Source organism: Arthrobacter sp. NPDC057388 (assembly GCF_042668165.1).
Taxonomy (GTDB): Bacteria; Actinomycetota; Actinomycetes; order Actinomycetales; family Micrococcaceae; genus Arthrobacter.
Window position 1 is genome coordinate 135,619 of sequence record NZ_JBHVBL010000001.1, and the last position, 14,315, is coordinate 149,933.

The following is a 14,315-nucleotide window of genomic DNA, read 5'->3' on the forward strand; positions in this document are numbered from 1 at the left end:
AGTGGGACACGCGCAATGGTTAGTCCTGCAGGAGTGCTTCCTGGCGGCGGCGTTCAAGGGTGTCGCGTACTCGCGCCACGTCCCTCGGGTAGCAGGCGTACAGGGCCGTGAGGACCACCGCGTTGACCAGCATCAGGATGACGAGGGTCCACAGGAACACGGTCTGGATGCCAAGAGAGGCGGCGAGGGCTCCGGCGCCGAGGGAGAAGACAGCCCAGCCGATGGTTTCGAACACGGTCAGGAAGATCGCGAAGGCCTGGTTGCGCAGTTCCGGTACGACGACGGCGGCGACAATGGGGCGGTTGGCGGGCGGATTGGCGCCCTGGGCGAAGCCCATCAGGGCCCAGAAGATGCTGTAGATGCCGATGTTGTCGTAGTTGAACTGGGTGGCGAAGAACGCGACGGCGGCGAAGAGGATCTGGGCGCCCTGCAGATAGGCCACGCGGCCCCTGTCCGGCAGGACCCGGTCCAGCAGCGCCATGAGCCAGCCGCCGCCCGCGGTGCCGGCGAAGTAGCCGATGCCGAAGGGCAGGAGCACGAAGGCGGCGACGGCGTTGGTGAAACCGCGCTCGGCGACGAGGAACTGAATGCCGAAGATCACGATGAGCAGGTGGCCCGAGAGCAGCCGGGAGAGCATCATCACCGAGAAGGTCGGGACGCGGAACAGGGAGAGCACGGAGCCGAGTGTGACCTTCGGGGCCAGCGCCTCACGGCCGGACAGGTCGGCGAGTTGCTTTTCGGATGCGCCGACGCCGGGGTCCTTCAAGAACATGGCCACGAGGAGGCCTGCTGCAATGCAGATACCTCCGATGGCCCACATGCCGTACCGCCAGCCGTCAGACATTCCGGTGAAGAGGGCGATGAGCGGGCCGATAAAGGAGCTGATGAGGCTGATGAAGCCGTAGAAGTAGCCGGCTGCCTTGCCCCGCTGGCTGTCATCGAAGGAGTCGGCGATGATGGCGTTCGCGATGGGGCTGCCGCCGATGATGGCTGCGGACATCAGCGTGTTGAAGATCAGCAACTGGACGAAGTCCTGGGAGAACCCGGCGGCGATGCCGAAGGCCCCGCCCACGAAGGTTGTCGCCACCAGCGCCTTGCGGCGTCCGATCTTGCCGGCGAGCCAGGCCCAGGCCGGGCCCGCGGGCACGGCGACCAGCTTTCCGAGGGCGGCCAGAAGTCCCAGGTGACTGCTTTGCAGCTTCAGTGCCGCGGCGATCGTGGGGAAAAGCGTGGTGCTGAGCCCGGCTTCAGTGTTATCAACCACGGTGACGCCGGTGAGGACGGCCAGGTTGCGCCACCGGTGCGGGACGTGGCGGGCCTGGGCGGAGCCTTCCGCCGGTGTATCGGTGGTCTGGTTGTGGGCGGGTGCGGGGCTGTGGTGAGCGGTCACGGAAAGTCCTGTCTACGTTGTCAGGGTGGAGAGGGGGTGTTGTCAGGCGGTGGGTACGGCGGTGAGTGCTTCAGCGATGGGGCGCAGCACGGCCGCCGGGACAGCGGCGACTGCGGCGAGCTGGTGGAGGGTGAACTGGGCCGGAAGGTTGACTAGTTCGGTGCTGACGAGGTCCGGCAGGTGCTTTTCCAGGACCTCGCGGGCTGCGGGGTCCTGGAGGAGTTCCAGGACCGGGACGGTGAGGGCGGCTCCGCCGCCCGGGAGGGATTCCAGGGCCGGCAGGGGTTCCAGGGCGAGGCGCGCGCGGTCGGCCTGCTTCCGGATCAGCAGATGTTCCTCGGTGGGCTCCCCACTGGTGGGAAGGCCGAGGCGTGCGAACTGGCTGGATGGTGCTTCGCTGGCGTGCATGAGCTCCGCGAGGAGCCGCAGCATGCGCAGCTCGGTCTCGTCGTCGGTGAGGGGGTTCTTCTGCTGCGGGTCGGTCTCGAGGTCGAACAGCAGTGTTCCGTGGGTCCAGGGGTTCATGAAGGACCGGGTCTGCACGCACATGGTCCGCAGGCCTTTCGTGAACCCGAACGGCTCGGCGGGCTGCCAGTCGGCCAGTTCCGGGACGGCGAAGCGGCTGCGCATGTGGGTGGGCATCAGGGTGTAGTCCTCCAGCGGCCCGTTAGAGGCTTCGGCTGCTGCCCGCATGTAGACGTACCGGCCGTCGGTGACGTTGACGTGGCCGCCGTGGATGCCGAACAGTGCAGCCTCCCGGACCTCGGCCGTGTCGTCTTCGATGATGACGGCGAGGTCTTGGCCCTGCATGTCGGCGGTGGGTTCCAGGCCGAAAAAGCGCAGCATGGTGGGGGCAATGTCGATGGTCTGGGCCAGGGCTGCCCGGCGGGTGTCGCGGCCGCCGGTACGGGGGTCCCAGAGGAACATGGGCAGGTGGACGAGTTCGTTGAACCAGGGCTGGACGGACTTGGCCCACCAGCCGTGTTCACCGAGCAGGAAGCCGTGGTCGGTGTTGACCAGCAGGAGGGTGTCCTCCCAGAGGTTGTGCCGGTCCATCGCGTCGAGGACCCGGCCGAGGGATTTGTCGCACATGGATACCAGGGCCGCGTACTCGTAGCGGGCGTGCTCGACCTGGTCCTGGGATTCGCTGACCTTCTGGTAGCCGGGCCAGTCGAATTCCGGGCCGTCGTATTCGTGCGGGTACATGGCCTTGTAGGGCTCGTGGGTGAAGAACGGCTCGTGCGGGTCGAACAGCTCAATCTGGAGCATCCACTTGTCGGCGGTACGGTTCACATCGATAAAGTGCAGGCCGGCGTCGACGGTTTTGGTCTGGGAGTGTTCTTCCTCGGTAGCCATGTAAGAGCGGTTGATCAGGTCCTGCCGCTTCATCTGTGAGCGCCAATCACCGGCCTCTCCTCCGGGCTCCACAACACCCTTCCACGGGTCGCCTTCCTGTCCGCGGAAGAATTCCCACGTGGTGTAGCGGGGATGGTAGGTGGCCCCGCCGTCCTCCCAGTAGTGCGGGTGGTCCGAGACCAGGTGGGTGTGCACGCCAGCCTGTTTCAGGAGTTCGGGCATGGAGTCGTCAAACGGCTCCAGCGGCCCCCAGGAACGGTGCAGGAAGTTGTACCGTCCGGTGTGCATTTCCCGCCGTGCCGGCATGCACGGCATTGATCCGGCATAGAAGTTATCGAACGTCGTGGCCTTGGCCGCAAGGCGGGCGAAGTTGGGCGCGTGCACGATCGTGTCCGCCGCGTAAGGGGAGAGCATATGCCGGTTAAGGCTGTCGAACATCAGGATGATGGCCCGCATGGGGAATCCTTTCAAAGACAAAAGTCAGATGTGGAAGACTTCGCCGGGGTCGGACCGACGCTGTCATATTCGGAAGTGGAGGATGCGGAAAGTGCCGGAACCGAGGGCTGGTCAGCGAGCTTCCCGTGAGAGCGCGTCCCCGGGCAGAGCGGTCAGTGACCGGGACGAGAGCTTGCCGTCCAGCAGGTCGCGGCGGAGCTCGATCATGTTGGCGACGTGGGCGTCAATGGCTGCAGCTCCCATCAGGTGCATCCGCTCCCCCACCGAATCGGCAAGCTCGGCATCGAACGGAATCGTCGGAGCCCACAGCTGCCTCCGGTCCCGGTTACGGTACCGGGCAATCTCCGCTTGCCGGGTCTCGATTTCGGTGTCGAGGATATGCAGCAGCTGTTCGGCGCTCATAAACCCGGAAAACGTCAGTCGCACGCTCAGCTCGGGATCCTGGAAGCGAGACGGCGGCTGGTACGGGCCCGTTAGCCAGTCAAGGAATACTGTCGCGCCCTCCTGCGTCACCCGGTACGTCTTGGCGTCCTGGGCGCCGGGGCGGGGGTCGACCTCATGCGTGACCCAGCCCTGCTTCTCCATGCTGTTCAGTGAGCGGTACACCTGGCTCATCTGCGTATTGGAGCGCAGGAACCGGCCATGCGTATCGAGGTACTTCTTGAGGTCATATCCCGTGCTGGGGTGCTCAAGAAGCACTCCGAGAAGAATGCTTTCCATCTTCATTGATGCCTCCGGAAGGTCTTCATTGTCGTGAGCTTTGTCACGCCGTCTACTTCGAGGATGACACAAGTAGAATCCCCGGTCAATAGCACTTGTGGAATGGTTGTTGCTAAGCTTAGGACAGGACCCGAGGAAGCGCCCTGTTCGGGCTCAGCTCCCTGTTTTCGAGGAGAACCGATGGATCGCTCTAACCCAGCCCATGGGGCCGGATGCTGCATGCCTGCCGCCCGATCAGGGACAGGCCAACCCATGATGCCTGACAGGCATCCGACCCAAGCGCCCCTGTCGACGGCCTCCGCCCCTGTCCCTGCGAGCCTGCACCAGGACGTGCAAGTCCCCGCCGGGTCGTTCCTTATGGGTGATGCATTTGGAGAGGGCTACCCCACTGACGGAGAAGGCCCCGTTCACCCAGTAGCCCTCGATGCGTTCCGAATCGACGCGACAGCGGTGACGAACCGGATGTTCGCCGCCTTCGCAGCTGCCACCGGATACCGGACCGAAGCCGAGAACTACGGGACCTCCGCGGTGTTTCACCTGCTCGTCAAGGCCCCCGAGCCAGACATCCTCGGCCGCGCCGACCGGGCGCCGTGGTGGCTGAACGTACGCCGCGCCGACTGGGCACATCCCGCCGGCAGCCTCTCCCATTGGGAGGACATTCCCGACCACCCCGTGGTCCACGTCTCCCACCACGACGCCCTCGCCTACTGCGCATGGGCCGGACGCCGCCTGCCCACTGAAGCGGAATGGGAGTACGCCGCCCGCGGAGGACTCCAAAGCAAGCGCTACGCCTGGGGTGACGACCTGACTCCCGACGGCGAACACCGTTGCAACATCTGGCAAGGAAAATTCCCCACAGCCAACACCCAGGACGACGGCCATCTCGGTACCGCTCCCGTGAAGTCCTTCCCGGCCAACGGGTACGGACTCTACGAGGTGGCGGGAAACGTGTGGGAATGGTGCAAGGACTGGTTCCTGCCCAAGTACTACCGCACCTCCCCTTCCCATAACCCCCAAGGCCCCAATAGAGGTGCCGGACGGGTCATGCGGGGAGGCTCCTACCTCTGCCACGACTCCTACTGCAACCGCTACCGCGTAGCGGCCCGAACCTCCAACACGCCGGACTCATCCTCCGGAAACTGCGGTTTCCGCACCATAGCCACCCACTAGGCGCACCACAGCCATCAACCAGGAAGCCCGACCATGGCACAAGCCGAACAATCCACCACCAAGCGCAACAGGATATCCGACCGGATCCTGCGCGGGGGCACCGAACCCGATCCCCGCTTCACCCTTGCCAATGAACGGACCTTCCTCGCCTGGATCCGCACGTCTCTGGCCCTGCTCGCCGGCGGGGTCGCCGTCGAAGCTTTCATGGCAGACCTCTTCAGCCCGGAACTCCGCAAAACCGTTGCCGTACTCCTGCTGCTCCTGGCCCTCGTGATCGGCGGCGGATCCTTCTTCCGCTGGCTCAACGTCGAACGCTCCATGCGCCACAAGACACCCCTTCCCCTGCCCTGGATTGCACCGATCCTCGCCACCGGAGCCGCCCTCGTGGCCGTGTTCATGGTCGCCTTTGTCCTCGCCCGACCCGCCTGACCATGCCCCCGCAACCACATGTCCCCACCCACGGGGACGCCGGGCTGCAGCCCGAACGTACCGACCTCGCATGGAGGCGCACTACTTTGTCCCTCGTGGTCGCCGCAGCCATCTTCTTGCGCTGGATTCCCCATCACGGATGGTTCGTCGGCGCTCTCGTGGCCGCAGCCATCCTTACAGCCGCCGCCATCCACTTCACCCGGAAACGCCGCTTTCACCGCGCAGTCAGAGGAATCAACAACTCACACATGCCGCCCGACCTCGGTTCGACCGCCGCCGTCGCCACAAGCGTCATCATTCTCGCCCTGCTCGGAATCTATACGGTACTTTTCCTGCCGCTCGAACCCTAGGAAAGGTTGAGGAAGGGCGTGGTTGAAGCACATCCCAACCTGACGTCAGGCGCGCCTGACATGGGTGGATGTGGGCTGTGGGCCAAGCTCCGGCTTGTTCTCAGACGCCCTAACCTTGCCTCAACTTGTGGCATAGCCACCCGTCGGCTTCAGGCCGATTCCACCACGTCCAGATTCTTTGGGATCACTGCGTTTATTCTCGAGTTACCCACGCCCGGGTTTCCTTCCAGAACTGTCAGGGTGGGCTCTGAGAACATCATGAGCCACTGTCTATAAAACCGGAATGTGGCTCTATTCTGACGCGAACCTCCGTGCGTCATGGCCGGTGCTAGGGCATGCTTGAACTCGTGCCGCCGGGCGAGCTCCTCCCTGCAGGAGGAAAACATGCTCAGCCGCGCACGATGGCTGTCCTGATTCTGAGGGTCACCCTTAAGCCGAGCCCGCATGGTCGTGCACTTGGTGAGGGGTTAAGAAAAGACTTTATCGGCGACTTTCTGCAGCTGTTCCCGGCGCCGGGACCATGCGTTTTGGATGTGTTGGGTGACCGCGTGCTGGGCGGCTTCGGGATCGTTGCGTGAGATCGCTTCAAAGATGGCTACGTGCTCGGCGTGGGTAACGGCTAGTTCGACGCTTTGCGCGGGAACCCAGTGAAGTTGCTTCCGGACCTGTTCGTGGATGTTGCGGACGATCCTTCGGGTCAGCCAGCTGCCGGAGATGCGCATGATGGTGCCGTGGAATTCAAAGTCGAGGTCCAGGTATGTCTTTGGGTTGTCCGTCTCCTTGGCCATCCGGGTAATGATCTCGCGGAGTTCTGCTACGTCGTCGGCCGTGGCATGGGCCGCAGCTTGGGCGGCCATCTGCCCTTCGAGAGCAACGCGCAAATTGGAAAGTTCCGTTTGGACGCGGAGGTTTTTGTCGTAGCGGATAGCGAGGGCAAGGACGGCCGGATCGAGGATGTTCCATTCTTCGGCAGGGCTGACGGTAGTCCCGAGTCCCTGCTTCGCGCGGACCACGCCTTTGTCCTCAAGCGACTTGATGGCCTCGCGGGTGACGGTGCGTGATACGTCGTACCCGGAACCAAGCTCTGTTTCGGGCGGCAGCACTGTGCCGGCAGGAAGGTCGCCGCGGATAATGCGCGCGAGCAGGTCATCCACGACAGCCTGGGCCAGACGTTTCGGGCGCCTGGGGGCGTTCTGCAGCTGAAATGCTGCCGGTTCCTCAAATTCCAAAGGTTCTGCCATCGCCATAACTGCATCATACATCACTTGACATAGGTCAAACGTATGAGGAATGATTTTTGTATGCCAGTTCACAGTCCGGGCAGAGCCGCCCAGAGTAGCGCCGCTTTGCCGCCACAAGAACGCAGGGCCTCACCGCCCGAAAACAGCCGGGGCAAAATGCCCTTCCTCCGCAGGTTCACCAGAAACAGCAGCGTCGCTTGGGCGTGGGCTCTTCTGGTGCCCAGCATCGTGCTCGTCGTCGCGGTGATCGCCTATCCGCTCCTGACCGGCATCTCCTTGAGCCTTCACACCGTGGTCATGACCCGTCCTGACCTTGGCCGGCCCTTTGTGTGGTTCGAGAACTTCGTACGGATGGTGCAGGACCCGGTCATCCTGGTCGCGGCCCGGAACACCGCAATTTACGTTGTGGTTGGCGTGGTCAGCCAGTTCATTGTTGGCCTGATCGCGGCCGTGGTTCTGAACCGTCGCTCCAAGCACATCTGGGTCGCCCGCACGGTCGTCATGCTTCCCTGGTTCCTGCCGCCGATCGCGGCAGCCTATATGTTCGCCTTCATGATCGATCCCCGCTATGGCGTGCTGACCAAGATGCTCAGCTTCGTGGGGATCGATATCAGCGGCCAGGGCGTCCTCGCCGATCCCAACCTCGCCCTGTGGGGCGCACTCCTGGTTGAACTGTGGCGCTCCTACCCGTTCTTCGCCCTGTTCCTCCTTGCCGCGTTGCAGGGCATCCCCGAGGAACTCTCCGAGGCCGCAGCCCTGGACGGTGCCACGCGCTACGGCTACTTCCGCCATATCGTCTGGCCCATGCTCAAACCGGTCGTCATCGCCTCAACCCTCCTGGAGGGAATCCGGCTGGCGAACTCGCCCACCATGCTGCTTCTGCTGACCAACGGCGGTCCCGGCGACTCAACGCAGGTGCTATCGCTGTACGCCTTCCAGCAGGCCTATCAGCGCTTCGACTTCGGTTACGCCTCGGCCATCGCCGTCGCACTGCTCGTCGTCGTCATCGGTTTCACCTCCGTCTACGTCCGTGTCAACCCATCCAAGGAGCCCTGAGATGACTGCCGTATCCTCCATGGCCCCCATCAAACGCAAGACCCAAACCCCGGCCGCGCCCCGCCGTCGTAGGTCAGGCAACCTGCTCGGCAACATCGGGCTCGCCGCGCTGCTCATATTCGCGCTGTTCCCCGTCCTGTGGTTCATCTACACCTCCTTCCGGCACGAGCCGGACATTATTGCCCGGTCTACGTCCTTCATCCCTGACGGATTCACCTTCGACAATTACGTCGCCACCTGGAACCAGACAGACTTCCCCAAACTGCTGTGGAACAGCTTTGTTACCAGTGCCATCACCGTTGTCCTCAGCCTGACCCTGGCGACATTGGCCGCCTACAGCCTGTCCCGGGCCAAGTTCCGCGGCAACGCCGCACTCCAGGCGGGTTTCCTGGCCGTCCGCGTCGTCCCCGGGGTCCTGCTGCTCATCCCGATCTACATGCTCATCCAGCAGCTCGGACTCCTCGACACCAGCATCGCCCTGGCCCTGACCTACACGACGTTCACTATGCCGGCGGCCCTGTGGTTCATGAAAGGCTTCTTCGACGCGCTGCCCGTGGACCTGGAAAACGCCGCACGTGTCGATGGCTGCAGCCGTATGGGCGCGCTGTTCCGCATCGTCCTTCCCTGCGTCCGGCCGGGACTGGCAGCAAGCGCCGTCCTGGTGGCCATCGAGGCCTGGAACGACATTCTGTTCGCCCTGCTCCTGACCTCCAGCGACCACTCCAGGACCTGGCCCGTCGGCCTGCGCCTGCTGATCGGCGAGTTCCAGCTCCCCTGGGGACAGCTCGCCGCAGCGACAGTACTGAGTCTGCTGCCCGTCGTCGTCGGCTTCGCCATCGCCGGACGCTCCATGGTTTCCGGGCTCACCGCCGGCGGCATCAAAGACTAACCAGCCCCTATCTCCAAAGACCACTCAGCGACTTACTATTGTTGAAAGGATTCAAAATCATGGACATGAATCGACGGCGCTTCGTGAGCCTTCTCGGACTTGCCGGGGCAGGAGCAGCCCTTGCCGGCTGCGTGCCCGGGGCAACCCAGTCCGCACCTTCCGCCGCGTCCATTCGGGCCGCGTCGCCGGCCGACGCGAAAGGCGAGGTCACTTACTGGAACCACTTCACCGGCGAGGACGAGCGCCGCGGCTTCGGTGCCGTCACCGCCGGATACGCCAAGAACTACCCGCAGGTGACGCTGAAGTCGGAGTCCATTCCCAACAGCGACTTCATGACCAAGTTCACCACCGCGGTGCAGTCCCGCAGCGTCCCGAACGCGGTGATGGTCCACGCCAACCGGGTCCAGGACATGGTGTCGATGCAGGGGCTCGTTGACCTCACCGATCCGCTGTCCGCCTGGAGTGGCAAGTCCGACATCGCCGACAAAATCCTTGCCCCGTTCCGCCGGCAGGACCGCATCTACGCGGTTCCCTCAGCGATGTTCGTGGACTGGTACTACTACCGCGCCGACTGGCTCAAGGAGGCCGGGCTGTCCGCTCCCCCGGCCACCTGGTCCGAGTTCCGTCAACTGGCCAAAGCCATGACCGATCCGGCCCGCGGCAGGCACGGACTCGCCCTGCGCGGCGGCGCGGGCGGCGGCGAACACATCATCAAAATGATCCGCGCCTTCAACGGCCCCCTGGTCGACGGTGACGGCAAGCCGGCGCTGAAGAAGGACGCCGTGGCCACCGCCCTCGAGGAATACTCGGCACCTTACCTGGTCGACAAGTCAGCTCCCCTGAGCGCACCCAGCGACGGCTACACCCAAGTGTTCCAGTCTTTCCTCAACGGCAACACCGGCGTGCTGATGCACCACACCGGATCCCTGAAGTCGGTCACCGCTGCCCTCAAACCAGGTGTCGAGGTCATGACGGCCCCGATGCCGAAAGCGGAGTTCGAAACAGGCTGGATCCAGCCCCTGGGCAACGGCCTGATGACCCTGGACGGTGCCGCCACCACCCTCAGCTGGCTTGAGTACTGGGGATCCTCCCAGCCCCAACTGGACATGTTCAACGCCACAGGCTACTTCCCTGCCACCACATCAGGTCAGGCGTCCCGGACGATTACCGCTGACCCCCTGTTCGCCGCGGCTTTGAAGCAGATTCGGACAGGCATCACACCGGAGTACTTCACTGGCATGCAGGCATGGCAGGACAACTCGGTCCTGGTCCAGTTCCAGGCCCTGCTTGTCGGAAAAGCCTCCGCCTCCCAGGCCGCGGACTCGATCCTGACCGACTTCAACTCCCACTTCTGACAGCAGAGGACAGCCTCACCATGAAAATCACCGACGTCGAAGTTCAGCTCAAAGACAATCCCGCCTGGCCAGGCTTCCAGTGGCGCCAGGGACTGCCCGGCTCCGAACCGGCCAGCACGTCAGCGATCCTGCGGATCCACACCGATGAAGGCATCTACGGCGAGGCCCATGTCCGCCGCGGCATCATCGCAAAAGACATTGTCGACCGCAGGATCCGCGACGAACTGCTCGGCGCCGACCCCCTGATGCGCGAGTTCCTCTGGCACCGGATGTGGGAACTGGATAGGGTGGAGGAATTCCCGATCTACGTCCTGGGCCTCGTCGACGTGGCACTTTGGGACCTGGCCGGAAAAGCGGCCGGACTCCCGGTGTGGAAGCTCCTCGGCGGACACCGCGAAGCCATCCCTGCCTACGCCTCCACCGTCACCTACGGCAGCATCGAAGAATACCTCGACATCGCCGACCAGTGCCTGGAAGCCGGCTACTCCGCCATTAAGCTGCACGCCTGGGGCGATGCCCGGCGGGATGCGGAGCTGAGCACAAAGCTCCGCGATCACGTGGGGGACAAAATCGAGCTCATGTACGACGGCTCGGCAGGTTTCGATCTTCCGGACGCCATTTACCTCGGACACGCCCTTAGCGACGCCGGGTACCTCTGGTACGAGGAACCGATGCGCGAATTCAGCGTCACCTCCCACAAATGGCTCGCCGAGAAGGTCCGCGTTCCACTGCTGGTCGCAGAAACGTCCGATGGCGCCCACATGAACACCGCCGATTTCCTCGCCAGCGGCTGCGCCGCCTATGTCCGCACCAGCACCCCGCTTAAGGGCGGCGTGACTGGTGCCATGCGGATTGCCCACCTGGCTGACGCCTACCAGGTCAGGGCCGAAGTCCACGGCCCCAGCGTCATCCACCAGCACCTGTGCATGGCAATCAGCAACACGACCTACTACGAGGCCCTCATCCACGGAAACCCCATCGAGTCGAACCCCGAGGTGGGCTCCGACGGCATGGTCCGTGCGCCCATGGCACCAGGCTTTGGCTATGAAGAAGGCCTAATCTCAGATGTCTTCGCCTTCGAGAACCGAAAGAAGTAGATGGTAGTGACAGCTCACATGCTCACCGCAAACTACCTCGGCAACAGGGAAATCGGCATCAGCGAGACTGACGTCCAACCCCCCGCGCCGGGCCAGGTCCAGATCGAGGTCGCCTATACGGGCATCTGCGGAACCGACCTTCACATCCTGCACGGCAGCATGGACACCCGCGTCAGCATGCCGGCAATCCTCGGGCACGAGATGAGCGGCATCATCGCCGCAGTCGGCGAGGGCGTGGAAGGCTGGCAAACCGGTGACCACGTCACCGTGATGCCCCTCGAATGGGACGGCACCTGCGCCGCCTGCCGGGCAGGCCACCAGCACATCTGCCAGAACCTGAACTTCATCGGTATCGACTCACCCGGCGCCCTGCAGCGACTGTGGAATGTCGCGGCCGCCCATGTCGTCGCCTTGCCCAAGGAACTCCGCCTGGACCACGCCGCCCTGGTCGAACCCGTCGCCGTGGCAGTACATGACGTACGCCGCGCCGAACTGGCACCCGGCGATAGCGCCGTGGTCATCGGCGGGGGCCCCATCGGCGCGCTCATCGCTACCGTCGCCCGGAACGAGGGCGCCCGCGTGGTGGTGGCCGAAATCGACCCCAGCAGGCGGCAGGCCATCGCAGACCTCGGCTTCGAGGTGCTGGATCCCGGCACCCAGGACCAGACCGCGTGGGTCAACGAATGGACCGGCGGCGCCGGCGCGGACGTGGTCTTCGAGGTCTCCGGCGCGGCAGCGGCGATTCTCGGTGCCACCGGGCTGGCCAAAGTACGCGGCACCATTGTGGTCGTCGCCATCCACCCGCAACCGCGGCCAGTCAACTTGCAGCAGGTCTTCTGGCGGGAACTGCGGATTCTGGGCGCCCGCGTCTACCAGCGCATCGACTTTGAACGCGCCGTGGAACTGCTCAGCACTGGCGTGATCCCGGCGGACCAGCTCGTCACGGGCATCGAGCCCATCACCGAGACTGCGCAGGCGTTCGCGACGCTCGAGAGCGGACAGGCCATGAAAGTCCTCATCGACGTCGGGTCAGGGGCCACGTCATGAGCGCAGAACACAACGGACAAAACGGGCTCTTCGACCTGACCGGGAGAACCGCCGTTGTTACCGGTGCACGCCGCGGAATCGGGCTCGCCATCGCCGAAGCGCTGGCCTCTGCAGGAGCGGACATCATCGGTGTCAGCGCGTCAATGGAAACCGACGGCGGTGAGGTGGCCCGCCGCGTTGAAGCCACCGGCCGCAAGTTCACAGCCATGCAGGCTGATTTCGCCGACCGTGCTGCCGTCCTCGACCTCGCCGCCCGGCTGGAGCCCATGGGCGTCAACATCCTCGTGAATAACGCAGGCACCATCGAGCGCGCCCCCGCCGCCGACCATCCCCTTGAACTGTGGGACAGAGTGCTTGAGGTCAATCTCAGCAGCCAGTTCGTCCTGACCCAGGCAATAGGCAGGTCCATGATGGCGCGGGGCGGAGGAAAGATCATTTTCACCGCCTCACTGCTGAGTTTCCAGGGCGGCATCAACGTCCCGGGGTATACCGCATCAAAATCAGCCATCGCCGGCCTGGCCAAGGCCCTCGCCAACGAATGGACCGCCGCCGGGGTCAACGTCAACGCGATCGCGCCAGGCTACATTGCCACCGACAACACCCAGGCCCTCCAGGAGGACCCCGAGCGCAGCCGCTCCATCCTCGAACGCATTCCCGCCGGACGGTGGGGAAACGCCGGGGACCTCGGCGGCGCGGCAGTATTCCTGGCCAGCCGGGCATCGGACTACGTCTCCGGAATCGTACTGCCCGTCGACGGCGGCTGGCTGGGCCGGTGAAACCTCCCAACATCGCAGGAACCCCCGACTCCTCGGAGCCCCTGGTGGTCTGCGTCGGCGAGACGATGGCCGTCGTCGCACCCCCCGCCACCGAATCACTGGCAATCGCTGAGGAATGCCTGCTGGGAATCGGCGGCGCGGAATCGAACGTGGCAACCCAGCTCGCCGAACTCGGGATTGCCGTTGCCTGGGCCGGAAGGGTGGGACGCGACGCCTTCGGGGAACGCATCCTGCACACCTTGGCGGGGCGGGGAGTTGATGTCTCACGCGCCGAGGAGGATGCCAACGCGCCAACCGGCGTCTACTTCAAGGAGCCGGATACCGGATCCGGTGCCAGAACGCTGTACTACCGCCAAGGTTCTGCCGCATCCCGGATGGAGCCCGGAGACCTGACCCGGTGGGGCCTGAAGACTGCACCGTGGGTGCACATCTCAGGAATCACCGCGGCGCTGTCCCCAGGATGCCGTTCCTTCCTTGAAGTTCTCTTCGACGCCCGCACAGCCAGCGGGGCACCCATCTCATTCGACGTGAACTACCGCGCAGCCCTGTGGTCAGCTACCGATGCCGCACCTGTCCTGCTCGAACTCGCCCGCCGCGCCGAGGTTGTCCTCGTGGGCCTGGACGAGGCGGGCACGCTCTGGGAATGCGCCACCGCTGAAGACGTTGCCCGCCTGCTTCCCGAACCGGCCCACCTGGTGGTGAAGGACGGCGGGACCGAAGCCGTGGAGTTTATACGCGCTCCGGATGGCGCCGAGCAGATACACCGGGCCCCCGCACGCCCAGTGAAGATCATCGAACCTGTCGGCGCAGGTGACGCATTTGCCGGCGGCTACCTCGCAGGACTCCTGCGCGGAGCCACCCCTGGGGACCGGCTCTCGCTGGGCCACTCAGTGGCCGCATGGACTCTCGGTACACGCGGAGACTACCGCCCCGGTCACGGCCTCACAGCACCCCGACCTCCACAAACAGCAAACCACTAACAA

At 64.4% G+C, this 14,315-nt stretch carries 14 protein-coding genes; 10 read left to right on the top strand and 4 right to left on the bottom strand.

All coding sequences use genetic code 11. The annotated features are described in order from the left end of the window. Window positions 1-19: 19 nt before the first annotated feature. The 3 genes from ACFUTU_RS00570 to ACFUTU_RS00580 form a co-directional block, all read right to left on the bottom strand. On the bottom strand, window positions 20-1,390 hold the full coding sequence (locus tag ACFUTU_RS00570; protein WP_377959822.1) for an MFS transporter: 1,371 nt from the start codon (window positions 1,388-1,390) through the stop codon (window positions 20-22). 42 nt (window positions 1,391-1,432) lie between these two features. Beyond that, window positions 1,433-3,202, bottom strand: coding sequence for a sulfatase (locus tag ACFUTU_RS00575; protein ID WP_377959823.1), 1,770 nt, complete (start codon window positions 3,200-3,202; stop codon window positions 1,433-1,435). Between the two features lie 111 nt (window positions 3,203-3,313). Beyond that, complete coding sequence (locus ACFUTU_RS00580) at window positions 3,314-3,928, bottom strand: PadR family transcriptional regulator (RefSeq protein ID WP_377959824.1); 615 nt, start codon at window positions 3,926-3,928, stop codon at window positions 3,314-3,316. Window positions 3,929-4,174: 246 nt separating this feature from the next. Between ACFUTU_RS00580 and ACFUTU_RS00585 the strand changes: the two genes are divergently transcribed. Genes ACFUTU_RS00585 through ACFUTU_RS00595 form a run of 3 tightly spaced genes read left to right on the top strand, consistent with a single transcriptional unit; the run spans window position 4,175 to window position 5,871 of the window. Next, window positions 4,175-5,092, top strand: a complete 918-nt coding sequence (locus ACFUTU_RS00585; RefSeq protein WP_377959825.1) for a formylglycine-generating enzyme family protein — start codon at window positions 4,175-4,177, stop codon at window positions 5,090-5,092. Window positions 5,093-5,125: 33 nt separating this feature from the next. Next, a complete protein-coding gene (locus tag ACFUTU_RS00590) occupies window positions 5,126-5,521 on the top strand; it encodes a YidH family protein (RefSeq protein ID WP_377959826.1) in 396 nt (131 codons plus the stop codon). A gap of 2 nt (window positions 5,522-5,523) precedes the next feature. After that, window positions 5,524-5,871: a DUF202 domain-containing protein gene (locus tag ACFUTU_RS00595; protein WP_377959827.1), complete on the top strand. Its 348-nt coding sequence runs from the start codon at window positions 5,524-5,526 to the stop codon at window positions 5,869-5,871. A 467-nt stretch (window positions 5,872-6,338) separates the two neighbouring features. Here the strand turns inward: ACFUTU_RS00595 and ACFUTU_RS00600 are convergent, their stop codons facing one another. Then, complete coding sequence (locus tag ACFUTU_RS00600; RefSeq protein WP_377959828.1) at window positions 6,339-7,118, bottom strand: FadR/GntR family transcriptional regulator; 780 nt, start codon at window positions 7,116-7,118, stop codon at window positions 6,339-6,341. Between the two features lie 210 nt (window positions 7,119-7,328). Between ACFUTU_RS00600 and ACFUTU_RS00605 the strand changes: the two genes are divergently transcribed. From ACFUTU_RS00605 to ACFUTU_RS00635, 7 genes are read left to right on the top strand one after another with little or no spacing between them, the layout of a single operon-like run. Then, a complete protein-coding gene (locus tag ACFUTU_RS00605; RefSeq protein WP_377959829.1) occupies window positions 7,329-8,168 on the top strand; it encodes a carbohydrate ABC transporter permease in 840 nt (279 codons plus the stop codon). Window position 8,169: 1 nt separating this feature from the next. After that, window positions 8,170-9,057: a carbohydrate ABC transporter permease gene (locus tag ACFUTU_RS00610; RefSeq protein WP_377959830.1), complete on the top strand. Its 888-nt coding sequence runs from the start codon at window positions 8,170-8,172 to the stop codon at window positions 9,055-9,057. A 59-nt stretch (window positions 9,058-9,116) separates the two neighbouring features. After that, the gene (locus tag ACFUTU_RS00615; protein WP_377959831.1) at window positions 9,117-10,412 is read left to right on the top strand and encodes an ABC transporter substrate-binding protein; all 1,296 of its coding nucleotides are present in this window, start codon (window positions 9,117-9,119) and stop codon (window positions 10,410-10,412) included. 20 nt (window positions 10,413-10,432) lie between these two features. Continuing rightward, the gene (locus ACFUTU_RS00620; RefSeq protein WP_377959832.1) at window positions 10,433-11,509 is read left to right on the top strand and encodes an enolase C-terminal domain-like protein; all 1,077 of its coding nucleotides are present in this window, start codon (window positions 10,433-10,435) and stop codon (window positions 11,507-11,509) included. Window positions 11,510-11,515: 6 nt separating this feature from the next. Further along, entirely contained in the window at window positions 11,516-12,556 is a 1,041-nt protein-coding gene (locus ACFUTU_RS00625) for a zinc-binding dehydrogenase (protein WP_377959833.1), read from the top strand. Then, window positions 12,553-13,332: an SDR family oxidoreductase gene (locus ACFUTU_RS00630; RefSeq protein WP_377959834.1), complete on the top strand. Its 780-nt coding sequence runs from the start codon at window positions 12,553-12,555 to the stop codon at window positions 13,330-13,332. The genes ACFUTU_RS00625 and ACFUTU_RS00630 overlap by 4 nt, the downstream gene beginning before the upstream one ends. After that, entirely contained in the window at window positions 13,329-14,312 is a 984-nt protein-coding gene (locus tag ACFUTU_RS00635) for a sugar kinase (RefSeq protein ID WP_377959835.1), read from the top strand. The genes ACFUTU_RS00630 and ACFUTU_RS00635 overlap by 4 nt, the downstream gene beginning before the upstream one ends. The last annotated feature ends 3 nt before the right edge of the window (window positions 14,313-14,315 follow it).

Excerpts from the sequence above, each read along its gene's own strand:
- ACFUTU_RS00575 (WP_377959823.1), bottom strand. The coding sequence starts at position 3,202 with ATGCGGGCCATCATCCTGATGTTCGACAGCCTTAACCGGCATATGCTC.
- ACFUTU_RS00580 (WP_377959824.1), bottom strand. The coding sequence starts at position 3,928 with ATGAAGATGGAAAGCATTCTTCTCGGAGTGCTTCTTGAGCACCCCAGC.
- ACFUTU_RS00585 (WP_377959825.1), top strand. The coding sequence starts at position 4,175 with ATGATGCCTGACAGGCATCCGACCCAAGCGCCCCTGTCGACGGCCTCC.
- ACFUTU_RS00590 (WP_377959826.1), top strand. The coding sequence starts at position 5,126 with ATGGCACAAGCCGAACAATCCACCACCAAGCGCAACAGGATATCCGAC.
- ACFUTU_RS00595 (WP_377959827.1), top strand. The coding sequence starts at position 5,524 with ATGCCCCCGCAACCACATGTCCCCACCCACGGGGACGCCGGGCTGCAG.
- ACFUTU_RS00600 (WP_377959828.1), bottom strand. The coding sequence starts at position 7,118 with ATGGCGATGGCAGAACCTTTGGAATTTGAGGAACCGGCAGCATTTCAG.
- ACFUTU_RS00610 (WP_377959830.1), top strand. The coding sequence starts at position 8,170 with ATGACTGCCGTATCCTCCATGGCCCCCATCAAACGCAAGACCCAAACC.
- ACFUTU_RS00615 (WP_377959831.1), top strand. The coding sequence starts at position 9,117 with ATGGACATGAATCGACGGCGCTTCGTGAGCCTTCTCGGACTTGCCGGG.
- ACFUTU_RS00620 (WP_377959832.1), top strand. The coding sequence starts at position 10,433 with ATGAAAATCACCGACGTCGAAGTTCAGCTCAAAGACAATCCCGCCTGG.
- ACFUTU_RS00630 (WP_377959834.1), top strand. The coding sequence starts at position 12,553 with ATGAGCGCAGAACACAACGGACAAAACGGGCTCTTCGACCTGACCGGG.